The sequence below is a fragment of the Nitrospira sp. genome, assembly GCA_016788885.1.
Classification (GTDB): Bacteria; Nitrospirota; Nitrospiria; order Nitrospirales; family Nitrospiraceae; genus Nitrospira_A.
Genome location: JAEURX010000036.1, coordinates 17132 through 43663, shown reverse-complemented (window position 1 = coordinate 43663; position 26532 = coordinate 17132). Strand labels below are relative to the sequence as shown.

Genomic DNA, 26532 nt, shown 5'->3' with positions numbered 1-26532 from the left:
GACGCAATAGAAAGTCTTGGCATGATCGTGAATGGCGGTTGTTCGAAATGCATTTCTCCTTTATCGCATTGCGTCGAATGACTATCAGGGCGAGGTGATATGAAAATCGCATTAATGGAGGAGGCACGATCCTCTGATGGGCGAGGAGGTGCGCCATGCCGTTTTACGACGACGTTCGCGCCGAAGTGCTCCAACACGGAGCGATCCACAATTCATTTCTGACACGCTTTCAGGCCGGCCATATCAGTGACGAAGAGTTTGATGAGTTTGCCATCCAGTTCTACAGCTTCGCGCGGTGTTTCCCGCGCATCCTTGCCGCCCAGCTGGTCAACACTGAAGATGAAGCCGTCGCCGATGAATTGACCCGGGTGCTCTATTCGGAGCTCGGCGACGGACTCGTCAAGAATCGGCACGAGTTGTTGTATCGGCGGTTTTTGCGTTCCATCGGCATGTCCGTTCATGCAGCCATGACGACGCCGATGCGCACCTCCACGCGTGCCTACATTGAAGGCATGGAAGCGTTGTACAGCAGTCGAAACCATACGACGGCACTGGGCGCATCGTTTGGTCTCGAAAACATGGCTATTACGATGTGGGACCAACTCATTCCCGGGCTCTCAATCGTGCAGGCTACCCGGTACCCTCACATGGACATGACCTACTTTACGTTTCACCGACAGCTTGAGGCTGGGCATGAGCAGGCCATGGCGCAAGCCATGGAGGCGATTGACGGTGCAGCATCCGTCTCACCGTCCGGCATGTCGGAGAGTGAGAAAAGTGATTTTCGCTTCGGGATGAACGCGGTGCTCGACTATCTCGAAGGATTTTGGATGGGCCTCGAACGGGTGCCCGCTGGTTCCGCGCAGGCAGGGAGCCACGCAATGCCACAGCGTGGGAGCGAGTTGCGGGGATAATCCCGTCACCGGTCCAGGGGGAGGCGTGTATGCCTCGGTCATGGATCAACCGGTATGATCCCGGCGTGCCTGCCACCTCCGGCTATCCGGAATGGACCGTTCCGGACCTGCTCCGGCGCTCTGCCTCACGCTTCCCCGACTCGCCGGCACTCCATTTCTACGGTACGACCCTCAGCTACCGTGAACTCAATGACCTCACCACTCGCTTTGCCCTGGCGCTACGCGGGCTTGGTGTGCAGGCGGGTGATCGTGTGGCGCTCATGCTGCCGAACATCCCCCAGGCAGTCATTGCGTACTATGGTGCGATGAAGGCCGGTGCCGTTGTCGTGCCCATGAACCCGCTGTATGTCGAGCGCGAAATTCAGACTCAGCTCGCGGACTCGGGTAGTGAGACCATCGTCGCCTTGGATCTTCTGTATCCACGCATCCGCGTCGCTCGCGAGCGAGCAGGCCTGCCCAAGCGGATCATTGTCACCAGCCTGCGAGACTTTTTGCCGACTGCAAAAAAACTGTTGTATCCCTTACAAGCACGGTGGGCGAAGCGCTGGATCGTGGTGGAGAAGATTGCACCGGTGTATGGTTTTCTTGAACTTCTCGATCCTGTGCCTATGGCAACGGAGGCCGAGACGTCGTCCTTGCCCTCTGTGGAACCCACCAGCCTGGCCCAGATTCAGTACACCGGCGGCACGACCGGTATCCCCAAGGGGGTCATGCTCACGCATCGGAACGTGGTGGTCAGCGCCTTGCAAGGCCGCCGCTGGTGTTCGAATTTCCGTGAGGGGCAGGAGGTCTTTCTGGGCGCGGTCCCGCTGTTTCATTGTTACGGGTTGAGCACGTGCCAAAATCTTGCGGTGGCGACCGGTTCTCGAATCGTGTTGCTCCCCCGCTTCCAAGCCGACGAGGTGATGACGGCGATTCAGAAACATGGGGTCAGCATCATGTCCGGTGTGCCGATGATGTTCTCGATGATGACTGAGTGTGCCAAGGCGCGCCGGCACGACCTGCGTTCGATTCGGGTCTGTCTCTGCGGGGCCAGCCCGCTGTCGGCCGATGTGCAGGATGCATTTGAACGGTTGAGCGGGGTCACCATTTCAGAGGGGTATGGGTTGACCGAAGCCGGCCCGACGACTCACTGCAATCCGATTCAGGGTCCGCATCCGCATGGTTCAATGGGGGTGCCGTTTCCAGATACGGACGCACGGATTGTCGATGTAGAGACCGGGCATCGGGATGTGTCGATCGGCGAAGCAGGAGAACTTGTCGTCCGCGGGCCGCAGGTGATGCAGGGCTATTGGAACAACGAGGCGGAGACGCGGGCCGTCTTGCGAGACGGCTGGTTGTATACCGGTGACATCGTGAGGCGGGATGAAGACGGGTTTTTCTTTTTCATGGATCGAAAGAAGGACGTGATCAAGCCGTGGGGAGAGACGGTTTATCCACGAGAGGTGGAAGAGATCCTGTCTCAGCATCCTGCCGTGCAGGAGGCGGTGGTGGTCGGCACTCCGGATCACCATTACGGAGAAGCGGTGAAAGCGTATGTCGTGCCGATCTCTGGCACGTCAGTGACCGAACAGGATCTGATCGACCACTGTCGCACCTCGCTGGCGCGATTCAAGGTGCCGACGGTGATTGAATTTCGGAGCGAATTGCCGCGGACCATTATCGGCAAGGTGTTGCGAAGAGCGCTGCGGGATGGTGCGGAGAGGCCTGTCACGGATGCGCAGCCGACGCGATAAGCAAGGTGACGGCCACAAGGAGGCGCTGTGAAAGAAGTCGTCGTGACGACCGGTGCACGAACCCCCATCGGCAACTTCGGCGGCGCTCTGAAGGATCTGACACCCCACAAGATGGGTGAGTTGGCCGTGCGGGAAGTGATCCTGCGTGCCCAAGTGGATCCGCACCTCATCGACGAGGTCATCATCGGTTCCGTCGGGCATACGAGCGATGCGTATAACGTCGCGCGTGTCATCGCTCTTCTGGCAGGTCTTCCCGTTCGCACGCCCGCGTATTCGGTCCAACGCAATTGTTCGTCAGGCCTCCAACCGTTCGTCAACGCCTACCAAAATATTCAGAGCGAGGATGCGGACGTGCAGATCGTCGGCGGAGTCGAGAGCATGAGTCGCGCCCCGTTTGTTTCGCGGGAGATGCGATGGGGCAAACGTCTCCGCCACGCGGAATTCATCGACAGCATTTGGGAGGGATTGACGGATGCGTTTTGTGGTCAGCTGATGGGGCGGACGGCGGAAACCCTGGCTGAGGAGTTTGGCATCGGTCATGAGGAACAGGATCGGTTTGCCGTGGAGAGCCACCGGCGTGCGTTCAAAGCGATTCGCGAGGGGCGGCTCAAGGAGGAGGTGTTTCCGGTCGTGATCCCGAAATCGGTGGCGGGGCGGGATGTCGCCCCGGTCACGATGACCCAGGATGAAGGGCCGAATGTCGGATTGACCGAACAGCAACTGGCACTCTACCCGCCGCTGTTTAAGGACGGCGGCACCGTCACTGCGGGAAATAGTTGCCCGCTCAATGATGGGGCGGCGGCGGCGATGGTCATGTCCGCCGCGCGTGCGCGTGAGTTGAACTGTCGACCGCTCGGACGCATCAAGAGTTACGCCTTTGTCGGCGTGGATCCCACCCGCATGGGTATCGGTCCGGCGGAGGCGCTGCCGTTGGCTCTCAAACGTGCCGGGGTGAGTCTTGCCGATTTGGCGTTGCTCGAAGTAAACGAAGCATTTGCCGCGCAATACCTCGCGGTGGAGCGTGTGTTGGGGTTAAAGCGGGACCTCGTCAATGTGAACGGCGGGGCGATCGCTCTGGGACATCCGGTCGGTATGACCGGGACACGTCTGGTGATCACCTTGCTCTATGAAATGCGGCGGCGGGGGGCTTCGCTCGGCGCGGTCGCCATGTGTGTCGGCGGCGGACAGGGCGCCGCAATGGTGCTTGAGCAGGTGTGAGAAGGAGGCGGCGCCGGGCTGCCTGGTGAGTCGATGTATATCTACACCGTCGGAGTGCTGGGGGCTGGAACCATGGGCGCGCAGATCGCAGAAGTGGTGAGTTATGCCGGTCTGCCGGTGGTGGTGGCGGATCGACAGGAGGCTCTTGCCGTGCAAGGCGTCGCCGGGGTGCGGAGGATTTACGAGGCTCGTGTGGACAAGGGGAAGATGACGCCTGAACAGCTGGAGGAAAAAATGCTGTTAGTCACCGCCTCCCCGAACCTCGAAGGCCTGAAAGGGGTCGATCTGGTCATCGAGGCTGTGCCTGAAGATCTGGCGCTGAAGCGGCAAGTCTTCCAGGAACTTGACCGCATCTGCGCGCGGAGTGCCATCCTGGCGACCAATACCTCTGCGTTATCCATTTCAGCACTCGGGGCTGGAACCACTCGTCCCGGCAACGTGATCGGATTGCATTTTTTCAATCCGGCCTATGCCATGCCGCTGGTGGAAGTCATTCCCGGGTTGGCGACGGATGCCCACACAGTCGAGGATGTCGTCGGTTTTGCGGAAGGTCTCCGCAAGACGCCGGTCGTCGTGAAGGAATGCGCGGGTTTTCTCGTCAATCGGCTGCTCTCTCCCTATTTGAACGAGGCCGTCTGGTGTCTCCAAGACAGTGGCGTGTCCCTCAACGAGATCGAGCAGGACATGGTCTCGTTCGGGATGCCTGTCGGCCCCTTTGCCCTGTTGGATTCCGTCGGGCTGGATATCGCGCTCGAGGTTGCACGGATTCTTCACCGGTCGTACGGGCCGCGAATGGCTCCGGCGCCGTTGCTGGAGGCGATGGTGAAAGCGGGACGGATGGGAGTCAAAGCCGGACAGGGATTCTATCGGTATGGAAGCGCGGAGACGGGAGGCGTGGATCACGGTCTCGAAGATCTCATGCAGCAAGCTCGGCAGCACAGCGGGGGCTTTCGGCGTCAGTGGACGAGGGCACGGCCGCTGTTGGCTATGGTGAATGAGGCGGTCATTGCGCTGCAGGAAGGTGTGGCCTCGGCGCGTGATATCGATCTCGCGGTGGTGGCGGGCACGGGCTTTCCGAATGAAAAGGGAGGGCCATTGCACCTTGCCGACCAACTTGGCATCGATGAAGTCCTCCGGCAGTTGGACAAGTTCACAGAGAGTGTGGGAATTCGCTTCTGGCCCGCTCCGATGTTGCGAAGACTGGTGGATGCCGGTTTTACCGGGCAACTGGCCGGCAGGGGGTTTTTTCCCTATTGACGGTCGCCACCGCCATGTGGGCGGGCAGTGCGCCGCTCGTTACGTCAATCGTTGAACCGATGAACCAGGTGAGGTTCGTATGACCACAACAACCGGCTCAATGGTCTCTTGCACGGTGGATGGTGCAGTGGCCACGCTCGTGATCAATCGTCCTCCGGCGAATGCGCTCACCCCTGACCTTCTCGCTGAGCTGAGCCTGGCGATTGGCCAGTGCGACGAGGATGAGGCCGTTAAGTCGGTTGTCCTGACCGGGACTGGCCGATTCTTTGTTGCAGGGGCCGACATTCGCGTGTTGGCTGCGGTGGCTTCGTCGCAGGAGGGCGTAACGATTGCGCAACAAGGTCAGGCCATTCTGAATCGCATCGAGACGTTGGATAAACCTGTTATTGCTGCCATCAATGGTGCCTGCCTTGGCGGAGGGCTGGAACTGGCCATGTGTTGCCACATCCGTCTCGCGGCGGAGGGCAGTCGGTTGGGCCAGCCGGAAATCAATCTGGGCATCATGCCGGGTTTCGGCGGCACTCAGCGTCTACCCAGGATCGTCGGGCAATCCAAGGCCATGGAGCTGATCCTGACGGGCGACTCGATTTCCGCGCAGGAGGCCAGGGCGCTCGGGTTGGTCTCTGAGGTCATCGCGCCGGAAGATCTGCTGCGTCAGGCTCAGGGGATGGCACGGAACATCGCAGCGAAGAGTCTGACGGCACTGCGCGGGTCGCTGCGAGCGATTCGTGAGGGGAGGGAGCTGACTCTGCAGGAGGGCCTGGCATTGGAGGCGCGTCTGTTCGGCGGGCTCTGTGAGACAGAGGACAAACGAGAAGGCGTGGCCGCCTTCCTGGAGAAGCGGCAACCACACTTCGTCGATCGATGAACGTCTGTGCAGGCGATGCGGTCGATCCTATGCTGAGGGCGAGATGGCACGGGCATGCGGCAAACGGGCGTTGGCATTGGGCGGAGGAGGCTTCACGGGCTATCTCTTCGAGGTCGGTGCGTTGACCGCGCTGGACGATTTGTTCGAGGACGGGGGCAGTATGAATGACCTTGATCTCTATGTCGGGGTCAGTGCGGGAGCCGCTGCGGCGTCGTTGGTCGCCAATGGTGTGACACCGCGAGAGATTCTGGAGACCAATCTGTCCGGAACCAGGCCCTACTATTTCGACCACCGCAACGTCTTTTCACCCGCTATCGGAGAGGGACTCAAGACCGTCTGGCGCGTCACCCGCCAGATGGTTCCATTACTCAAGCTCTATGTACGTCATTATCGAGAAATGACGCTCATCGATCTGCTCGACAAGGCTCAAGATGCGCTGCCCAGCGGCATTTACACGCTCGAGCCTTTTGCTGCGTACCTGGCGGCGATCTTTCGGACGAGAAAGTTGAGCGACACCTTTGCCGGGCTCTCGAAGGAGCTCTATATTCCAGCGATCGATTTGGAAACCGGCGATGGGGTGATGTTCGGCGATGAAGGTTGGCGGGAGGTGCCGATCTCCCGTGCCGTCACCGCTTCATCTGCCGTGCCCATTTATTTCTGCCCCGTGCGTATCCAGGGGCGTGATTACATTGATGCAGGGATCGGTCGCATGGCCTTCTTCGACATCGCAGTTCGGAAACACGTCGACTTCATGATCATGATCAATCCCATGGCGCGGGCTCCCCAGCGCCGGTCGTCGATGGGGCCGTTGCTCGGCGGGACTGAGAAGCGAATGCGGGAGCGTGGGTTTTTGTCCATCGGGGAACAGGCCTCCAGGATCAACTTCGATGCTCGTTTTTCACAGGCGTTGGAACGTTTCGAGCATGATTACCCGGAGAAGGAAATGTTGGTCATCTCCCCGGTGGAGGAGGATGCCTTGTTGTTCGAGCGGAGTTTTTTGAGTTATCGCGACCGCATCCACCTCCTTCGAGCCGGATACATGTCAGTGGTGACGATGGCGCGGGATCGGTTCGAGGAGCTGTCCGTACAATTTGCTCGCTACGGTCTTGCCGTGTCGCGCGTCAGATTCGAGGAGCGGGCCCGAAGTCGCCTTGCCGGGCTCGACCCGACTGGGGCGGTGACCGTTCCGCGCGCGCCTCAGGCCGCGGCGGCGCCCGCTTGCATCGGAGCAGTCGGCGTGGCCTGGCGCAAGGCGAAGTAGTGGAAGGGAGGGAGTACACCGATGGCGACAAGGGGGCCTCTCTTCAAAGGATCCCTCGCGGCTGCCGAGGCCGCTCGCGATACGCGAGCCTATTCAGGATTCATCGCAGGCCTGTTCGAGGGAAAGGTTCGCCGACAGCTGTTTGCTGAGGCGGTGATTCAGGCAGGCAGCCCTCCTGCCTGTGCGTTTCTGGACAGCCTCAGGCACCTGCTGCTCGATCGGGTGGATCCGGAAGCCATCGACAAAGCGGGCGCCATCGGCGAAGACGTGTTTGTTGCGCTGAAACAGATCGGGGCGTTCGGCATGAAGATCCCTTCTCGCTATGGCGGGCTTGGCCTCTCTCAGTCGGAATACCACAGGGTGGCGACGCTTTTGGGCAGTCACGATGCGGCGACCACCGTCCTTCTGTCGGCTCACAATTCGATCGGGGCGGCAGAACCTGTGAAGTTAGTCGGAAATCCTGAACAACAGGCGCGACTATTGCCGCGTCTGGCGAGCGGGGAGATTTCGGGGTTTGCGCTGACGGAGAAGGACGCCGGATGCGACATCTGGGATCTGCACACCTATGCGATTCCCATTCGTGAAGCGGGGGTGGTGGTCGGGTATCGGCTGACAGGTGACAAGCTCTATACGACGAATGCGCCCCGCGGACATGAGACCTTCCTCGCGTCCCTGCTGGTGGTCATTGCACAAATCGTGGAGGCGCCCGACCAGGTGCATCGTCCCAAGGAAGAGCGGAAGTTCGGGGCGTTCGTCGTCGATACACACTCGAGGGGATGCCGTTGTACGCGGCTCAGTTTTTTGGGCGTGCGCGGTATCTATAACGGGCAGGTGCATCTGCGCGAGGTGTTCGTGCCGGTGGCCGATCGGTTGGGCGCCGAGGGCGACGGTCTACGACGTGCCCTTGAGAGTTTGACTGTAGGGCGGCTTACGCTTCCTGCCGCCTGTTTGGGCAATCTCAAACAATGTTTGTGGTTGGCCCGTGCGCGGGCACAACAACGTGTGCAGTATGACCGTCCGATCGGCGAACACACGGACATTGGAGCCAAGATTGTCCTGATGGCCTCACGGGTCTTGGCCCTGGAGGCCATCGTGAACATCACGGGGATCTGGGCCGATACGAAACACGATGTGCGGCTGGAGTCCGCAGCCGCCAAGATTCTCTCCACAGAATGGCTGCTGGAATCTTTGCTGGACCTGTTCCGGATCTATGGCGGGCGCGCATTTGAGACACCGGATTCGCTCCGTCTCCACGGGGACGTGCCGGTGCCGGTCGAACGGATGATCCGCGATGCGCTGATCAATGTGATCTGGGAAGGCAGCAACGGCATCCTGACTCTCTGGATCGGCCGGGAAGGGTTGGCCAAATATTTTACGCACGGGCAGGCGTTCCTTTCCAATCAGGTTGCCGACATGCTGCGAGCCGCGCCGTTCTTTCTTACGACTGCAGCCAGATCGGTCCATGCTGTGTCTGCCTATGAGAAGAAAGGGGGCGCCGTCGGCACGTTCGATCGGGTGTGGGAAGGCTTTGTGGAGAAAAAAAGTCGGGAACTGGCGCACACGACCTTGTGGGTTGCCATACGGGATCGCCAGGGCTTGGCTCGGAAGCAGCTGCTGATGACGCGTCTGGTGAAAGCCGCCATGCATCTCTTTGCCGTCGAATCGTTGCTGTGGTACAAGTCGCGGGAATCGCTTCGGGGTAAGGCCCATATCGAGAGCTTGGCGACGTACTTCTGCGCAAGAACGAAGGCGGAATTCAACCCCTCGCGCTTGCTTTCGCTTCGGACGTCGGGGTGGGACGACGATACGACGCTGTATCCGGTGGCCAAAGCCATTCTGTCCGGCCAGGTCGGCTGGCTGGAGGAGGGCATCATTCGTTATGGTTCGATCGAGACCCGTCTGGCGGCTGAGACGGACCGGTTGGTCGGGGTCTCCGTCTCAGCGTGAACGGGGGAATCCAGGCCGACGAGTGATCACAGTGGGAGCAACTCGACGCTGCCGGAGGCTGATCACAATGGTGTTGCGAGGGAGCTGATGGAGATTGCCCGGTATTTCGATGCGGTCAAGGAACGCTATGGCCTGAGTAGCGACTACGCTCTCGCAAAAAAACTAGGCATTGCGCAACCCGAAGCCAATCTGATGCGGCGAGGTCTGAAAATTCCCAAGCCGGAACTGTGTATCAAGATGGCCAAGCTGCTGGACAAAAATCCTGTGGAGTTGTTGCTGATCGCGCAAAAGGACAAGGCGCCGAAGCAGGCGAAGGAATACTGGACCCTCGCGTTGACCGCTGTCGACGTGATGCTGCACGTGCCGAAACATCCGCGGTACCTGCCTAAAAAAGTCGAAGCGATAGGGCGGGAATTAAAACAACTGGAGGCACAAACCCTCACGTACGAAGGCGCGGCGGCGAATGCCGAGGCGGTACGGTTGATGGAGACGGCGGAACGCTCAGTCGATGCGATGATGGAGCGATGGAATATCTGGAAAAAGGGCGAAGCTCTGTATCCCAACTACCTGCTGGCGAACCAAGCCGCGGCGAGACGGCATGTCCGTATTCGACGCCTGCTCATCCTGACGCAGGCCCAGATGGAAGATGAGGCGACGGTCGCCGATGCCATCCACGTGATGGACGATCAGCGGCGTGCGGGCATCAAGATTTTCTACGCGTTTCGCGAGGCGTTGGTCCATTCTCCGACATTCCAACGGCTGGAGGAAGACTTCAGGAAGTATGGCGCGGCGGAGGATATGAACAGCGCGATGTTCGATCGCGAAGTGTTGATCTTTTCTCAGACCTACGGCACCGTCCCGTTAGGCATGGTCGGCACGCCGACGCCGATTACGATGATCAATCGCCTGCAGATTTCCTGGAAGCCGGAGATGATCAGGGAGCTCGATCCCGCCCCGTTATTCGACATGACCCGGTTCGTCTTCGACTACCAGGGCCCTGGTCCGTTTCACGAGCAGTTGACCTACTTCAGGAGGTCGATTCGTGAACTGCCCATTCGAGCCGTATAAGATCAAGGTCGTCGAGCCGATCACCCCCACCACTCGCGAAGAGCGGTGTCGGTTGCTCCACGAGACCGGGTACAATCTCTTCCACCTTCCCGCCGACAGCGTGGCGATCGATCTGTTGACCGACAGCGGCACCTCCGCAATGAGCGATGCCCAGTGGGCCGGTCTCATGCTCGGCGACGAATCCTACGCGGGCAGCAAGAGCTTTTATCACTTCGAGTCGGTTGTGCGGTCCCTCTGCGGCTATCGCCATGTGATCCCCACGCATCAGGGGCGGGCAGCGGAGCATGTGCTCTTTGCGGCCGTCGTCAAGCCCGGCATGTGTGTCCCCAACAACATGCACTTCGACACCACGAGGGCGAACATCGAACATCGAAATGCCGAGGCGCTCGATCTGGTGATCAAGGAGGCCTACGATCCCCATTGCGACCTCCCGTTCAAGGGCAACATGGATCTAGACCGGCTGGAATCCACCATCGAACGCGTCGGGCGTGATCGGGTGCCGTTCGTGCTGCTCACGGTCACCAATAACAGCGGCGGCGGGCAGCCTGTCTCGATGGCCAATATTCGTGCGACCCGGCAGTTGCTCAACCGCTACGGCATTCCGCTGTTTTTCGATGCCTGCCGGTTTGCGGAAAATTGTTTCTTCATCAAAGAGCGCGAGCCCGGCTATGCCGATGTGCCGGTGCGGGGGATTGCGCGATCCTTGTTCAGCCTGGGCGACGGATGCCTCATGTCGGCGAAAAAAGATGGCCTGGTTAACATCGGCGGATTCGTCAGTTTGAACGATGAACACTGGGCCAGGGCGATCACCGATCTCCTGATACTGGTCGAGGGCTTTCCTACCTATGGTGGATTGGCGGGACGTGACCTGGAAGCCATGGCGAGAGGACTTGAGGAAGTGCTCGAGGAAGACTATCTGCGCTTTCGGGTCGGTCAGGTGCGATATCTGGCGGAGTTACTGGAATGCGGCGGCGTGCCGATCCTCAAGCCAGTCGGGGGGCATGCCGTGTATCTGAACGCCAGGGAGTTCCTGCCCCATCTCGGCCGACACCAGTTCCCGGCGCAGGCTTTGGCCGTCGCCCTCTATCGCGAGTATGGCATTCGCGGCATTGAGATTGGATCGGTGATGTTCGGGAAGGGCGATCCGGTGACGGGGCAGGCGACCTATCCTGAGCTGGAACTGGTCCGGCTGGCCATCCCGCGCCGCGTCTACACGAATTCGCATTTGAGCTATGTGGCGGAATCGGTTGTTGATCTCTTGCTGCATCGAGACGCCCTCGGAGGGCTGGTCATGACCTATGAAGCGTCTCACCTGCGCCATTTCACGGCGCGTTTTGAAGAGGAATCATCCACAAGGCGTCTCGTCCCGGGTGCTGGTCTTGCGGCGTTGCCCCATTAGTGGACATGCGGATATCCCACCGTTCCTGCTGTGCCAACCTGAGTCAGATTTCCCGTCGGATGAAAAAACTTCCGGGCTGTAGGAGTATTTTGATTCGAGACATGTTATAAGCACCATCACAATTACACTGATTATCAGAAGAGATACGTACGAGCAGCGTAGGATCTTAGTGGGCGGAGCCTCGATCGACTTCATGGCTGCTGGTTGGCCTGGGGCACAGGCTATCGAGTGTATCGTCACATCGCAAAACAACAGCGTTGCGGACACGGGGGTGACCGGTGACCGCCCTGTCATCAAGAAAGAGGGGAGGCCTTGATGGCTCGTGTCAGGGAGAGTAGGCAGAAAGAATCAGTAGGCAACAGCGTGCGCATGGATCCGGGCGGGAGCGCTCACTGTAGGCCCGTGCAGCGCGGAGGCGAACAGCTGGTACGAACGTGGTCCCGGAGGCTTGGTGGGAGTCTCGTGGCCTGTGTGTTCCTGCTTGGGTGGGGCATGCCGGCTCATTCACAGCTCATTCCCTTACCGCCGAAGCCGCCGCAACTTCCGACGGCGCCGCCTCCGGTGCAACCTCCCGCACTCGAGGTGCCGTCGCCACGTCCTCCCGGCACGATGGAGCAAGCCATCACCGGGCCGAAGATTCTGGTGAAGGAAGTTCGGTTGGTTGGGAATACCGCCTTCACCTCTCAGCAGTTGTCTGAGATCACCGCACCGTACACGAATCGCGAGCTCACGGCTGAAGATCTCGAAGGGCTTCGGCTCGCATTGACCCACCACTACATCAATCACGGATATGTCACGTCGGGCGCGGTGATTCCGGAGCAGGACGTCGCGGACGGCACCCTGACGATGCAGATCATCGAGGGCAAACTCACGGAAATACACGTCGACGACACCAAGTGGTTCCGTTCGTCCTATTTCCAGAACCGGATCAATTTGGCAGCGGGACCGCCGTTGAATGTCGGACGGTTGCAGGAACGCTTGCAATTGCTGCAAGCCAACCCTCGAGTCGAACGAATTAATGCCGAGCTCCTGCCCGGTACGAACATTGGTGAAAGCACGCTCAACGTGCGGGTGAAGGAAGCCAATCCCTTAAAGGCCTGGTTGGAATTCAACAACTACCAGTCTCCGGTCGTCGGGGGGGAACAGGGGTTTGTCACTCTCGCTCATCGAAATCTGCTCGGATTCGGGGATACCTTAAGCCTTCAGTATGGTCGATCCTCGGGTGTCAATCCCATGCTGAATTTTAAATATGAGATTCCCGTCAGTCCGCGCGATACCACGGTGTCGTTCCAATACCGGCGTTTTGATTTTGCGGTGAAGGAAGCGCCGTTCGATGTCTTGGATATTAAGAACAAGGCTCAAATCTTGGGCGTCTCGGTGCGGCATCCTGTGTACCGCACCGCTGAGCAGGAACTCGCCGTTTCTTTCACGGGCGAGCATGAGCGTAACGAAAGTCTTTTGGGTGGGGATCCTTTCGAGCTGATCGCCGGATCTCCGAACGGAAAATTCCGAGTCACGGCATTCCGGTTCGGCCAGGAATATTCTCGACGCTCAACGGAGCAGGTGGTGTCAGTCCTGTCCCGCTTTTCCGTAGGCGTCGGTGCGATGGGTGCTACGGCCAATGGTGATCCCAACTTGCCGGATGCTCGCTTCTTTTCGTGGTTGGGCGAGGCGCAATGGATTCGGCAACTTCCCCTATGGCGGACCCAGTTGGTTAGCCGTGGAGTTGTACAACTTTCAAATGACCATCTGTTCCCTCTCGAACAAATTGCCGTTGGTGGTCGTTATAGCGTCCGTGGGTATCGCGAGTTCACCTTGATCCGGGATAACGCCGCCATGGGATCGATCGAGGCCCGGGTGCCGGTCTATACGACGAAGGCCGGGGTCGATTCGGTCTTTTTGGCGCCCTTCTTTGATTTCGGCCATGGCTGGCAAACCAGTGTTCAGACGCCTGGTACCCCTCCCAAAACGCTGGCCAGTGTCGGCATCGGAGCGATCTGGAATTTTTGGCGGGGTAGTCATTTTGAGGTCTACTACGGCAAGCAGTTGAAACGCTATGATACTGATCGAGACAACCTACAGGACCATGGCATTCATCTTCAGTTAGTGGTGGAGGCGTTCTAGGGATGAATGGCCCGGGCCGATTTTTCCCCACGGCTAACCTTGTGGATGTGTTTCACGCCTCGACAGTTGAAGTTGTATACGGATTGAGGTAAGACACAATTCCGTCCTCTCATAATCTTCATGAGGAGAATTGCCATGCGGTGTCACATTGCGAGGTTGTTTATCGTGGCCTGTGCAGTAGTCTGCTCAGCCTTTACTGGGGAGGGCCATGTTGCCCTTGTTTTTGCACAGAGCACTCACATCGTTGCAACCCCTCCGGGCCTCGGAGGTCTTGGCACTTCAGTGGCTACCTCAGGCAATACCACAAGTATTACGGGTGGGACGAGGCCGGGTGGTGGGCCAAATCTTTTTCATAGCTTTAATCAATTCTCGGTGGCCACGGGAGATGTTGCTTCTTTTGTAAACCCTGGCGGAGTGTCGAATGTCATTACTCGAGTAATGGCTGGCGGCTTTCAATCCAATATCTTCGGCACCATTCAGGTGTTGAACGCAAATTTGTTTTTCATCAACCCGAATGGAATCGTGTTCGGCCCAGCCGCTCATTTAAATGTATCGGGAGCTGCTTATTTCAGCACTGCGGCTCAAGTGCGTCTTGCAGGGGGCGGCATTTTCTCTGCCACGACTCCCGCTTTGGACTCGACCCTCTCCGTTGGCTCGCCAGTAACATTTGGCTTCCTGGGGCCCGGGCCCTACAATCCTATCGTGCTTTCTTCTGGCAGTACCCTGCAAGGTAATACGGCGATTGGACTTATGGGCGGTACTATTCAGATTAATGGGAGCAGAATTATTGCGCAGCGGGTCATTGTCGGTAGTACCGCCTCTCCTGGAGAAATTAGTGTCCAGCCTACGGTTGGGGACCCGTTCTCTGGGGCTTCTGGTAACGGAGAAGTACAGGCTTCCGCGGGTACCTTTTTGTTAGCCACCGGTGGTGCCGGCGTCCCTGCATCCGTAGATATTCTCCCTAGCACAATCACCACGCCGGCGGGGGCTCAAGTAAACAGGATTGTAAATCCTTCAACGAATCAGGTCAGTCAACTGACCGTTGTGGGATCTGCAGGGAGTAGCCTACCACCGCTCTCGTTCGTGACGCAGACAATCACAACTCCTAATTTCATCGACCCAGTGGCATTTCTCAATCGTGCAGTCGTTCAAATTGCGCAGCAACCACCCTCATCACCCGCTCCTCTCCTGACCAGCCGTTGCGCCTCTCGGCAGGATGGCCAGTTCAGCAGCTTTGTTCAGGCCCCACGGGATGTCACACCAACACAGCCCGGAGTCGCCATGGCGACTCCGGTCTTGCTCCAGGAGGTTGGGACAGAGGCAGAGATGGGGACTGTCCCAGTGCAAGCAGCGTCGGGTCGTGACAGTGTGATTTCTCAAACGATCGGAACGTGGCAGGGATGCTAGGCAGTGGAGGAGACTATCATGCCTATGAAGAGCAAGAATAAGATTCGCGGCGGCATGGATCGACGACGGATGTCTGCTTGGACGGCAACCCTCCGTAGTGCTCACGCCAGCCTCGGACTGGCGGCTGGTGGCCTGCTGGTCATGGCATCGGTTGCCTCCGTCACGCTAGTGGGTGCCGAGGACCTGCCGTTATTGCGAGGCGGATCGGCAATTTCACCTGCACAGGAGATGAAGCAAGGTGCGGAACTGTTTCAGCAAGGCAGCTATGCCCAAGCAGCGACGCACTGGATTGCTGCTGCGCAGGTGTATGAGGAGCGAGGGCAGTCCAAGGAGCAATGCCAGGCTCTGATCAATCTTTCACACGCGTTGCAACAAGAGGGACAAATGCGGCGGGCGCAGGGAACGCTGCAAGCCGCACTCAAGTTGTCGGAGTCCCTGGGGGATCGTGTGCTGACGGCGACCATTCTTGCGCAACTTGGTACGACATCGCATGCATTAGGAAAAGAGGGGCCGGCGACAGAACATTTGACGAAAGCCCTGACGATTGCGCGGGAGGAGCAAAAGCCGGTGCTGGTGGCCGGAGTATTGAACGATCTTGGCAACGTGCTCACGGCACGTCGCCAGTTTGCCGAAGCGATCGATGTGTACGCCGAGAGTCGAAGCCTTGCCGCAGAGACGAAGCAGCCTGCTCTCGCGACGACGGCTCAGGTGAATGGTGCGATGGCCTTACTCTTGAATCAGCAGATGGATGAAGCACGACGGCATCTGGATCAGGCGTGGTCGGATGTGCAAGCCTTGGGTGACAGCCGGGCCAAAACCGCCGGACTCCTGAATATCGGATTGGGGTATCAAGATCTGCATGCTGCGATGACTGCCAAGCACGCTTCGGCCAAGAAGGCGGATGGGGGCAAAGTACGGGTTACAGACGCATCCCAACCAGGTGGCCTTGGCACTGGGTTATTGCGTCAGGCCGCTGACGCGTTCACTGCTGCCGGTGAGACCGCCGGGCGGACAGGAGACCCTCGGGGGCAATCGTATGCCTGGGGCTATCTCGGTGGCTTGTTTGAAAAGGCACATCGCAACCCAGAGGCACTAGAGTTGTCTCGCAAAGCGGCCTTTGCGGCACAGAAGGTCAATGCGCCGGAATCCTTATATCGTTGGCAATGGCAAAGCGCGAGGTTGTTGAGGGCTGAGGGGAAAGAGGATGAGGCGTTGGCTGCGTATCAGCGGGCGGTAGGCCTGGTGAAACCGATTCGCTTTGAATATTCGGTGGGATATCAGGGACGCCATCATTCTTTCTACGACTCCGTGGCCCCGTTGTTCGTGGAGTATGAGGACGTCTTGTTACGGCGTGCCGCAACTGCCAAGACGCCTGATCAGAGCGAACGGTGGCTCGTTCAGGTCAAAGAGACGATCGAAACGTCTCATGCAGCTGAGTTGCAGGACTATTTTCAGGACGATTGTGTGGGAAAAGTGGTGGCGCAACACAAGGGCGGCGCGTTGCCATCGGGCACCATGGTGGTCTATCCCATTTCGTTCCCGGATCGGCTCGAATTGCTGGTGGAGACCCCTACTGGGTTGAAGCAAATTCAAGTCCCGGTGAGCGGGGAAAAGCTGACCAAAGAGATTCGTACCTTTAGGCGCCTCATTCAGGATTCGCGATCTCAAAATTATATGGCCTCGGCGCAGATGCTGCATGGGTGGCTCGTGGCACCCCTGCAGCAGGATTTTCAGTCGACTGGAATCTCTACGTTGGTTGTGGTCGCAGAAGGGGCGCTTCGGACCATTCCGATGGGAGCGTTGCATGACGGTCGCCAATTTCTTGTGGACACGGTGGCGGTGGCCGTCACTCCCAGCCTGGAAATGACGGATTTAATGTCGTCTCAGCGTCGCAAGGGAAAGCTGTTGTCGGTTGGATTAACCGAATCCGTTGAGGGAGTTCCGGCTCCCCGGCATGCAGAAGCGGAAGTTCAAGCCATCAGAACACTCTACGGTGGAAAGCTGCTGATGAACAAGCAGTTCTCAGCCCCTTCACTCGAGGAAGAAATTAAGGATCAGGGGCTAGGAATTGTGCATGTCGCATCCCAAACGATCGTCGGCGGGGAGGCGAATGAATCGTTCGTGCTCGCCCATGACGGGAAGATTTCAATGGATCGGTTGGCGCAACTCGTCGGTATGCAGCATTATCGGCAGCAGCCCTTGGATCTCTTGACGCTCAGTTCGTGCGAGATCGCTGCAGAGGATGACCGTGCTGCGTTGGGGCTGACGGGCGTGGCGGTAAAAACGGGTGCACGAACGGCTCTCGCGAGTCTTTGGGCAACTGAAGAAACAACCACCACTGAGCTTGTCGAAGAGTTCTATCGGCAGCTCCAGGATCCAACCGTGTCCAAGGCGGTCGCCTTGCAGCGTGCCCAACAGAAGATTCTCGCGCAACGCGGGCATAGCCATCCGAGTTTCTGGTCGGCGTTCCTGCTGATCAATAACTGGATGTGACAATTGATAGGCACTCACTCGTCGAGTGGTGTGAGTGCATGAGAGTTGGGCACGAGGGGGAAAAGGTCGAGGGTGACGGGTCCGTGGGTGGGGAGTCTAGAGTTTTCTTCCGGTCATGATTTCGTAGGCTTCTTCAATCGTATCCACTTCTCGCACCATCACGCTTGATTCCAGTGCCAGGCTGACTCTATTGACGCGGGGCGTGTAGAACTGACCGCGTGGGACCAGCAAGACGTGATATCCCGCTCGCGCCGCCGCTGTCGTTTTTTCTGCCACCTGACTCACTTGTCCGATCCGACCATCAGCTTCCAGCGTTCCCGTGATCGTAATGTCCTGCTTGAGGTGGTCGCCTTTCAGCAACGCAAGAAAGCCGATGGCCAGTGCAGCTTCTGCTGTCGTTCCCTCCCCGCTGAGTGGCCCTGAAAATGTCGCATAGAGGGACACGGTTCCGGTCGGACGGAGTGATGAACCCAGCCGTTCCACGGCAAACTGGAATGCGTGCTGAACGGATTTCATCCCGGTTCCTCTGACCGGCACTTGGCTGCGGCCCCATTTCAACGCCAGCGGATCCGGCTGGTTCCCCTCATCCCATTTCATGACGAATGTCGGGAAGCCCGCCTGATTGTCTGTGTAGGTGGCGACGGAGATGGGAACGACGAGCGTGCGACCGGCAAGAGCCTGATAAGGCAAGAACACAAGACATCCGACCAACGCGAACATCGCGAAGGTCCATCGGTGAGTGAATGTGCCGCTTCTGGAGGATGTGGTGTATGTAGGCATGAGTCAAGTCTAGATCAGGATAGTCGATTGTCAAATCAGCTCCCTCGCGCTCGTGTTATCTGTTCTGATGCGTGCGAGAGTCTCTCGTGATGAGCAGGACAAGCAGCCGGAAACATTGAATTCTTTTTCTGCTCCGGGAATCCCTTACTGAATTGCGTGAAGGGATGAGCTGTCGCAGAGGATGGTGCCTCTTGCCTCGCGTGCATGATAATCTGGAGCGCTATCCGTGGATGTTGTGCAGGAGACGCCTGTATTCAGGATGGTCGTATCGATTCCATCCGTTGGCTTGTGAAGGGGGGGCAGGGAGTGCGGGGAGCGGTCGTGATCACGGGTGCATCATCAGGAATCGGGGCCGCATGCGCGAGGTATCTGGATCAACAGGGATTTACGGTCTGGGCTGGTGTGCGCAGCAAGGCGGATGGAGAGAGATTGGTTCGTGCGGCATCTGCGCGGCTTCGTGTCGTGACGCTGGATGTCACCGATCCGACGTCCGTGGCCGAGGCAGGACGAGCGATTTGCGAAGGCACATCCGAATCCGGCCTGGCCGGGCTTGTGAATAACGCGGGAATTTCAGTCGCTGGGCCGCTGGAACTGTTGCCTCTTGCCGAGGTGCGCACGCAATTCGAGGTCAATGTCATCGGCGCGCTGGCCGTCACTCAAGTGTTGCTTCCGTCGTTGCGACTGGCGCAGGGTCGCATCGTGAACATCAGTTCGATTGCAGGCGTGGCGGCCACGCCGTTTCTTGGAGCCTATTGCGGATCGAAATTTGCGCTGGAGGCGATGAGTGATGCGTTGCGGCTGGAGTTGGCACCGTGGGGTATTGCGGTCTCGCTGGTCGAACCCGGTGCGATTCAGTCGCAAATCTGGCAACGGGCCACGATGTCGGCCACGCGTACGCTCGGTGGAGTTGCGCCGGAGTCACTCGCGCTCTATGCGCAGCCGCTGCGTCGTATGCAGGAGGTGATGGCCGGGGCAGCCGCACGAGCGATTCCTGCAGACGCAGTGGCGCAGGTTGTCGCTCGTGCGTTGACGGCGTCGCGGCCGCGGTCACGATATCTGGTCGGCAAGGACGCGCGGCTCAGAGCCTTCTTGAAACACATATTGCCTGATCGCGTGCAGGATCGGCTCCTGGCGTGGTTCATGGGGATTCCGCACCGCGCATGAGTGCATCATAGTGCACGGGTGAGAAGGAGCTGAGATGCCCGAAGCAGGGTGGATTCGATCGGCTGGTGGAGTGGTCTTGCGACCACAGGAGGTCCTCTTGATCCGGGTGTCTGACATCAAGGGTCGGCCTGTCTGGTCCTTTCCGAAGGGCCGGCTGGATGCCGGAGAAACTCCCGCACAAGCGGCAGTGCGTGAGGTTATGGAAGAGACCGGTTGGTGTTGTCGGATCGAAGCAGATCTTTCGACGACAGAGTATTGGTTTCAACGGGAAGGACGGCGATTCCGTAAGACGGTCGTCTGGTTCAAGATGGTTCCGTTGGAGCGCGGTGGTGTGCCTGACGGGGAAGTTGAGGAAGTGGAATGGGTCGAACGTGAGGAGGCGTTGCGGCGACTGACGTATCCATCCGATGTGCAGCTCCTGTCGCAGGCCCTCGCGCAGAAGGCGTCATCGCGGTCGTGATCTGGTCCCTTGCCGCATTGGCTAGGGGGCACCATCAGCCTCAGATGCCTGTGTCGAGCCGGATTCTGCCCGAGTGCACGGCTTGACAAGGTCCTCTCCCTTCACTAGACTCGCCGCAAGTCTCGTGTCACGCCTCGCGTTGCAAGGCATTGTGCTGCAGGTACGCGCCTTCCCTCTCGACCCGGCATCTCCCGACGCGCGTCACCCAGTAGCGCGTTGATCGCATCATCCCCCATCGTTCACCTGAGGGCTCGCCTGTGTATAGTCTGGCTCGCTTCTCGCTGTTGGAAGTGACTGAATGCTCGGCTGTTTTGCGTCAGCTGGGTGAACAATCGAATTCCCTGCAGCAGGCGGCCTCCCGCGCTGTGGACTACCTTTTCACCCACCTGGGCAACGAAGAGACGGGGGCGCGCGAGTGCGTGCTGGTCCGTTGCTTTAAAACCATCTCCTACAGCCGGCTTGAACCGGCGATGCAGCAACTGGCGCGTGAAAAACTTGGTGGGATTGTCCCCTCCCCCGACATGAAGTGTTTTACATTGGTAGCCTCGGCCGGTGAAGAAGCCACGTGGAATCACGTGGAGCGGTCACACCGGTATCGAGTGATTCCGATGGTCAGCGCAGATTTCGTCAAACAGTTCCCGATGTTTTCCCAGTTGCTGCATCAGTTCGGCGTTTCGACGGCGTTCGATGTCACGCCGGAGGGGGAGTGGCTCGTCGATCTGGAAGAGAAGACGTACAACGTGTTCTATGTCCCCGATGCGGTGGGCAGTCCCTATGTGCCGGTGCAGGAAGGTTTCGTCGTGAAGTACGGCGTCAAATCCGTCTTGTGTTTTGGCGGCATGTTGCCGTCACATGATTTATTCGCGGTCATTTTGTTCTCGAAAATTCCAGTCCCTCGTGAGACGGCCTCTCTCTGCAAATCCCTTGCACTCAGTCTCAAAACCTCCTTGCTGGCATTCGACGAGGCCTCCCCAGGTGAGGCTGGCACGGAGGGGACCGTGATGTCGCCGGCGATGGGGCCATCCGAACGCGCTGCTGGGTTGCGCCATCAGTCGAGACTGGCCGTGGCCGAACAGTTGCTGCACGTCTATGAAGATGCCGTCCGGACGCAGTCGGCTGGAATCGCGGAGGCGGAGCGGGCGTTGCGGGAACGGGCCGAGGCGCTGGAACGGTCGGAACAGGCCCTGAACGAGCAGACCAGAATCGTCAACTCGGTTCTGCGAAGCATGGGGGACGGCGTGGTGGTGACGGATGCCGAAGGGCAACTCCTGGTCGCGAACCCGGCCGTGGAAAGTATTCTCGGGTTCGCGCCAGGCCTGCTCCCTCCGACCGAGTGGGCGGAACGGTATGAATTTTTTCATGGGGACACGGTGACTCCGTTTTCGCGGAATGAATGGCCGTTGGCGCGCGCGATGCGCGGGGAGAAGGTCGATTGGTTGGAGGCCTATTTGCGGGCTTCGCAAGGCGTGCCCGGTCGCTGGATCAGCATCAATGCCAGGCCGATCAGAGACGATGCGGGGGTGTTGCGCGGGACCGTGCTGGTCTTCCATGACATTACGTGGTTGAAGCGCGCTCAGGATGCGCTCTTTGAATCGGAGTATCGGTTTCGTAGTCTGGTGGAAGGTGCACGCGATATTATTTTCACCCTCTCGACCGAGGCGACCATGACCTCCCTGAACCCGGCGTTTGAAACGGTCACGAACTGGTCGCGTTCGCAATGGATCGGCGAACCGCTTGTCGCGTTGCTCCACCCCGACGACGCAGGGTTTTGTCAGGATGTGCTGCAGGCGATCGTCGAGCGTGGAACACCCTTGACCTGCTCGATGCAAATCAGCACGAAGCAGGGTGGGTACGTAACCGGAGAATTCGTGGGCACGCCGCAGATGCGTCAGGGCCGCGTCGTCGGCGTGTTGGGAATTATTCGAGATGTCACCGAGCGTCGCCGAATTGAAGACGCACTTCGCGTCAGTGAAGAGCGATTGCGCTCGATTGTGCAATCGACCACGGACGCCATTGTCTTGGTCAATGCGCTGATGAAGGTGGCATTCTGGAACAAAGGCGCCGAGGCGACCTTCGGATATTCAGCCGAAGAAATCATCGGTCAACCGGTCACGGTGATTATTCCAGAGCGGTATCACGAGGAACTGGAGCGCAACGTGCAGCGCGTTCGATTATTGGAGCGCGTGCACTCGACGAGCAAAACGCTGGAACTCGTCGGCCTCCGGAAAGCGGGAGCGGAGTTTCCCCTGGAGTTGAGCGTGACATCGTGGAAAGGGAAGTCCGACCTGTTTTTCACCATGATCCTGCGCGATATCAGCGAACGACGGTCCGCGGAGGAGCAACTCGACCGGCTTCACTATCACAATCAAGTTGTCTTGAATTCCGCCGGAGAAGGGATCTACGGTGTGGATCGGAGCGGGTGTTTTACCTTTGTTAACCCGGCGGCGGCGAAAATGTTTGGAGTCGAAGCAGAGGACTTGATCGGCCGCTCCATGGACTCGTATGTGTTTCCTCCAGATACCGGTGCGCGTCCGTTGAGGGACTTACGCTGTCCGATTCTGGAAACGGTTACGGCAGGGGAGATTCGAGAGCAGGTGGACGGCATGTTTTGGCGGAAAGACGGCACGAGTTTTCCTGTGGAATATGTCAGTACGCCCATGTGGGAACGCCGGGAGATTGTTGGTGCGGTGGTGGTCTTCAAGGATACGACGGATCGCAAGCGGGCGGAAGCGCAGTTGCAGGATTCCCTGCGGCGGTTGCGGAAACTCTCAGGACGGATGGAGGGCATCCGTGAAGAAGAGCGCGGACGAATCGCGCGCGAGTTGCATGATGAATTAGGCGTGGGCCTGACGTGTCTCAAGATTGATTTGTCACGCCTTGGCGGGTTGTTGGGGGAGCGCCTCATTCCCGGCGATCGCGCCAGAGTCGATGAAAAAATTCGCGGGATGAAGGAGCAGGTCGATAGCACCATCACCTCGGTGCAACGGATTGTGGCCGAATTGCGTCCGGGCGTGTTAGACGATTTGGGGTTGGTCGCGGCGATCGAATGGCAATGCCGGGATTTTCAGCGACGCACGGGCATCGTCTGTCACTGCACGGTCAGTCACGAAGATCTGCGAGTTGATCCTGAACAGGCGACGGCCGTCTTCCGGATTTGTCAGGAGGCGCTGACCAACGTGACCCGGCATGCGCAGGCGACCGAGGTGCAGGTGTGCCTGGAAGACCAGGGAGCGGGGTTAGTCTTGCGGGTGCGTGACAATGGACGAGGAATTCCCCAGGATCGCCTGACCGACGCCAGATCGTTTGGTCTCTTGGGCATGCGGGAGCGCGCCGGGCTTCTCGGTGGAGACGTACAGATCGAAACACAGGAAGGCAACGGGACGACGATCGTCCTGCAATTGCCTCGATAGGGAAGGATGGTGACATGATGGAAGGTACGATGCGAACAGCAGCGACCGTACGAATTTTGGTCGTCGATGATCACCCCTCGTTTCGGCGCGGAGTGAAGGACATTCTTGAAGAAGGATTTGAGGGGGCCAGCATGGCCGAGTGCGGCAATGCTCAAGAAATGCTGGATCACGTACGCGAACAGCCCTACGATCTCGTCGTGATGGACATCAGTATGCCGGGGCGGAGTGGTCCAGAAGTGTTGAAGGAGCTGAAGCAGTTGGCGCCGACGCTCCCGGTTCTGATTCTGAGCATGCACCCCGAAGATCAATATGCGATTCGCATGTTCAAGGCCGGTGCCGCCGGGTATCTTACCAAGGCAAGTGCCCCGGAGGAATTGGTGCATGCGGCGAAAAAGGTCATGGCAGGGGGACAATATGTCAGCGCGTCGGTGGGAGAAGCCCTTGCATTGACGGTCAGAACCGGTGTGGATAAGCTGCCTCACGAGCGCCTGTCGGATCGGGAATATGAGGTGCTCTGCCTGATTGCGTCTGGCCAGACCGTCAGTGATATCGCCGAAAGCATTCATCTCAGCGTCACCACGATCAGCACCTATCGGGCGAGAATTCTGGACAAGATGAGTCTGAAGAACAATGCCGAATTGACCCGCTATGCCCTGCAACATGGCCTGGTCGTGTGACCGTTCGGGAAGTCTACGAATCTGTCGTACCAACCATGACGATGAGCGTTGTAGTTTTGTGACACAGAAATAGGTCCCGCAGCGATAGCCTCCCACTCCGTTCAAGCCTATTCTCACCTCCATGTCGAAGCCCTGGGTCACAGGTGCCTCTACCTTGTTGGCAGTGTACGAGGCAGTGCGTGAACGCCATGTGCATGAACGATCATGCGTGGACCCGCGCACCGGCGACTTTCGCCGGGGATGGCTGGAAATCCTGGCTCAGCTGAGTCCTCTCGAAGCCGCCATGCTACAGGATGTGGCCTGGTGGGGGCCGCAGATGGAGCGTCGATTGACGCAACTCACAGATGTTCGAAATGTTACGTAAATCGATCACAATGTGGGGGGACATATGGTGCAACCGAACGGGAGACCGAACGCACGCGTAGGGAAACGGCCTACGGTCGCAGTCGTGTATGATGATGTGAGCAAAGGGTATCGGTGTGCGGACTGGTTCGCACTCCATGGCTACCAGGCCACCATGACCTCGACGGTTCATCCGTTGGAACAGAATCTGAAGGAACTCCGTCCTGATCTCATCGTCGTCGGCTTCTCCTCGACTCCCGCGCCGCTCCACACCACGGTTCCGCGTCTCAAGACGACCTGCCCGCAGGTGCCCATTATCGCGATCATGGAACCGTCGATTGTCCGATCCGCCGGATCCGCACCGAGATTTGCGACGGCTTTCGGCGCAGACGTGTTCATGTGTGACTCGCTCGATCCACCGGCGACGCTCCCGTAGCGTACCGTCAAGTCACACCGTATTGAACCACCAGATCGAAGGCAGTGCGTAGAGGGCCCCAAGAGCCGGCGTCCTCCGTCCCACCTTCTGAAAGGAGCCGAATCGTGGCGAAACCTACGGTATTTGTCGTGGAGCATGATGAGTTGATTGCGTCTGCCTTGCGAGCCCTGTTGGAGGAGGAGTTTGAGGTATGCCTGTCCGGGTGGAATGCGCAGACCATCCGGCACGTTCATGAGCGGGCACCGATGGTCATTTTGCTGGACCTGGATACGTCGTCGACCTCGCCAAGCGAGGATGGCGTCGTGATGCTGCAACAACTTCGGCAGGCCGGGCATACTGGAAAAATTATCGTGTATACAGCGACAACGGAGCGAAGTCTTGCCGTCCAAGCGATTCAACACGGCGCGTGCGAGATCTTGACCAAGCCGCTCGATTTGACCGTGCTGAAGCCACTCGTGTGTCGTGTGGCCAGAATTGCCGATTTGGAGCAGGACGCGCGTGGCGCGATCACGGGAACCGGGCATGAGGAGTTCAGTGGCATGCTCGGGACCAGTCCCAGCATTCATCGCATCTATGAAGCGATTCGGAAGGTCTCGACGAACGATGCGCCGATTCTCATCACCGGCGAAAGCGGGACGGGAAAAGAGCTGACCGCGCGCGCAATCCATGAGCGGGGGCTTCGTCGTCAGGGACCGTTTGTCCCGATCAATTGCGGGGCGATTCCGGAAAGTCTGCTCGAGTCGGAATTGTTCGGGTATGAGCGGGGTGCATTGACGGGCGCGGTGGGACAGAAGAAGGGCAAGGTCGAATTTGCTCAAGGCGGCACGCTATTTCTCGATGAAGTTGGTGAGTTGCCCAATACCTTGCAAGTCAAATTGCTGCGGTTTCTCCAGGATCATACCTTCGAGCGGGTCGGCGGACACCAGCCGATCGAGATGAACGTGCGCATTATTGCCGCGACGAATGTGAACCTCAAAGAAGCGATCGAGAAGGGCACCTTTCGAGAAGATCTCTATTACCGGCTTGGGGTCGTGCATATCAATCTTCCCCCGTTGCGTGAGCGTGGCGAGGATGTCTCGCTCATTGCCATGTCGTTTCTGCGCCAAGCGGCGGCACGCTATAACAAGCGGATCTACGGCTTTACGCGCGAGGCGCTGGACACGCTGCAGGCCTATTCCTGGCCTGGCAATGTGCGGGAATTATCCAATCGAGTTGGTCGTGCAGTCGTGATGGCGGAGGGGACCCATGTCGCCCCGGCAGACCTGGATTTGCCGCGCCAGGCACCGCGTCAGGATGACGGCTCAATCTCCTTGAAGGTCAACCAGCAACGGATCGAGACGGATTTGATTCTGAAGGCCTTTACGCTGTCGCAGGGCAATTTGAGTCGAGCCGCACAGGAGTTGGGGATCAGTCGCTCCACGCTCTATCGACGGTTGCGTCAATACGGAATGGAACGAAGTCTCGAAGCGCGTCGGTTTCCCAGCTTGTCGACTCGCGCGTCGATGACGGAGCACTGACGGCGTTCGGCGATGGTGAACCATCGGGCGGCGTTGCGATGGGGGCGACGAAAC

At 58.7% G+C, this 26532-nt stretch carries 20 protein-coding genes; 19 read left to right on the top strand and 1 reads right to left on the bottom strand.

Features of this window, described 5'->3' with window-relative positions:
- The first annotated feature begins 155 nt into the window (after positions 1–155).
- The 12 genes from JNL86_08985 (at position 156) to JNL86_08930 (ending at position 17692) form a co-directional block, all read left to right on the top strand.
- Complete coding sequence (locus JNL86_08985) at positions 156–914, top strand: iron-containing redox enzyme family protein (protein ID MBL8043037.1); 759 nt, start codon at positions 156–158, stop codon at positions 912–914.
- Between the two features lie 29 nt (positions 915–943).
- On the top strand, positions 944–2650 hold the full coding sequence (locus JNL86_08980) for a long-chain fatty acid--CoA ligase (GenBank protein ID MBL8043036.1): 1707 nt from the start codon (positions 944–946) through the stop codon (positions 2648–2650).
- Positions 2651–2677: 27 nt separating this feature from the next.
- Positions 2678–3868, top strand: a complete 1191-nt coding sequence (locus tag JNL86_08975) for a thiolase family protein (GenBank protein MBL8043035.1) — start codon at positions 2678–2680, stop codon at positions 3866–3868.
- 33 nt (positions 3869–3901) lie between these two features.
- Positions 3902–5125: a hypothetical protein gene (locus JNL86_08970; GenBank protein ID MBL8043034.1), complete on the top strand. Its 1224-nt coding sequence runs from the start codon at positions 3902–3904 to the stop codon at positions 5123–5125.
- A gap of 79 nt (positions 5126–5204) precedes the next feature.
- A complete protein-coding gene (locus tag JNL86_08965) occupies positions 5205–5993 on the top strand; it encodes an enoyl-CoA hydratase (protein MBL8043033.1) in 789 nt (262 codons plus the stop codon).
- 43 nt (positions 5994–6036) lie between these two features.
- Entirely contained in the window at positions 6037–7254 is a 1218-nt protein-coding gene (locus JNL86_08960; GenBank protein MBL8043032.1) for a patatin-like phospholipase family protein, read from the top strand.
- Positions 7255–7275: 21 nt separating this feature from the next.
- Entirely contained in the window at positions 7276–9201 is a 1926-nt protein-coding gene (locus JNL86_08955) for an acyl-CoA dehydrogenase family protein (protein MBL8043031.1), read from the top strand.
- A gap of 87 nt (positions 9202–9288) precedes the next feature.
- Complete coding sequence (locus JNL86_08950; GenBank protein MBL8043030.1) at positions 9289–10269, top strand: helix-turn-helix transcriptional regulator; 981 nt, start codon at positions 9289–9291, stop codon at positions 10267–10269.
- Positions 10244–11668, top strand: coding sequence for a tryptophanase (locus JNL86_08945; protein ID MBL8043029.1), 1425 nt, complete (start codon positions 10244–10246; stop codon positions 11666–11668). The genes JNL86_08950 and JNL86_08945 overlap by 26 nt, the downstream gene beginning before the upstream one ends.
- Positions 11669–12037: 369 nt before the next feature.
- Entirely contained in the window at positions 12038–13792 is a 1755-nt protein-coding gene (locus JNL86_08940) for a ShlB/FhaC/HecB family hemolysin secretion/activation protein (protein MBL8043028.1), read from the top strand.
- 135 nt (positions 13793–13927) lie between these two features.
- Positions 13928–15199, top strand: coding sequence for a filamentous hemagglutinin N-terminal domain-containing protein (locus tag JNL86_08935; GenBank protein MBL8043027.1), 1272 nt, complete (start codon positions 13928–13930; stop codon positions 15197–15199).
- Positions 15200–15223: 24 nt separating this feature from the next.
- Positions 15224–17692, top strand: a complete 2469-nt coding sequence (locus tag JNL86_08930; protein MBL8043026.1) for a CHAT domain-containing protein — start codon at positions 15224–15226, stop codon at positions 17690–17692.
- Positions 17693–17788: 96 nt separating this feature from the next.
- Here JNL86_08930 and JNL86_08925 read toward each other — a convergent pair whose 3' ends face one another.
- Positions 17789–18412, bottom strand: coding sequence for a hypothetical protein (locus tag JNL86_08925; protein MBL8043025.1), 624 nt, complete (start codon positions 18410–18412; stop codon positions 17789–17791).
- 264 nt (positions 18413–18676) lie between these two features.
- Between JNL86_08925 and JNL86_08920 the strand changes: the two genes are divergently transcribed.
- From JNL86_08920 to JNL86_08890, 7 genes are all read left to right on the top strand, one after another.
- Positions 18677–19636 (top strand): SDR family oxidoreductase, encoded by a 960-nt coding sequence (locus tag JNL86_08920; protein ID MBL8043024.1) that lies wholly within the window; start codon positions 18677–18679, stop codon positions 19634–19636.
- Between the two features lie 34 nt (positions 19637–19670).
- Positions 19671–20096, top strand: coding sequence for an NUDIX domain-containing protein (locus JNL86_08915; GenBank protein MBL8043023.1), 426 nt, complete (start codon positions 19671–19673; stop codon positions 20094–20096).
- A gap of 257 nt (positions 20097–20353) precedes the next feature.
- Entirely contained in the window at positions 20354–23506 is a 3153-nt protein-coding gene (locus JNL86_08910; protein ID MBL8043022.1) for a PAS domain S-box protein, read from the top strand.
- A gap of 29 nt (positions 23507–23535) precedes the next feature.
- Positions 23536–24183, top strand: a complete 648-nt coding sequence (locus JNL86_08905) for a response regulator transcription factor (GenBank protein MBL8043021.1) — start codon at positions 23536–23538, stop codon at positions 24181–24183.
- A gap of 208 nt (positions 24184–24391) precedes the next feature.
- Complete coding sequence (locus JNL86_08900; protein MBL8043020.1) at positions 24392–24547, top strand: hypothetical protein; 156 nt, start codon at positions 24392–24394, stop codon at positions 24545–24547.
- A gap of 24 nt (positions 24548–24571) precedes the next feature.
- Entirely contained in the window at positions 24572–24961 is a 390-nt protein-coding gene (locus JNL86_08895) for a hypothetical protein (GenBank protein MBL8043019.1), read from the top strand.
- A 104-nt stretch (positions 24962–25065) separates the two neighbouring features.
- Positions 25066–26478 carry a sigma-54-dependent Fis family transcriptional regulator gene (locus JNL86_08890; GenBank protein ID MBL8043018.1) on the top strand — a complete coding sequence of 471 codons (1413 nt, stop codon included), beginning with the start codon at positions 25066–25068 and terminating at the stop codon, positions 26476–26478.
- The last annotated feature ends 54 nt before the right edge of the window (positions 26479–26532 follow it).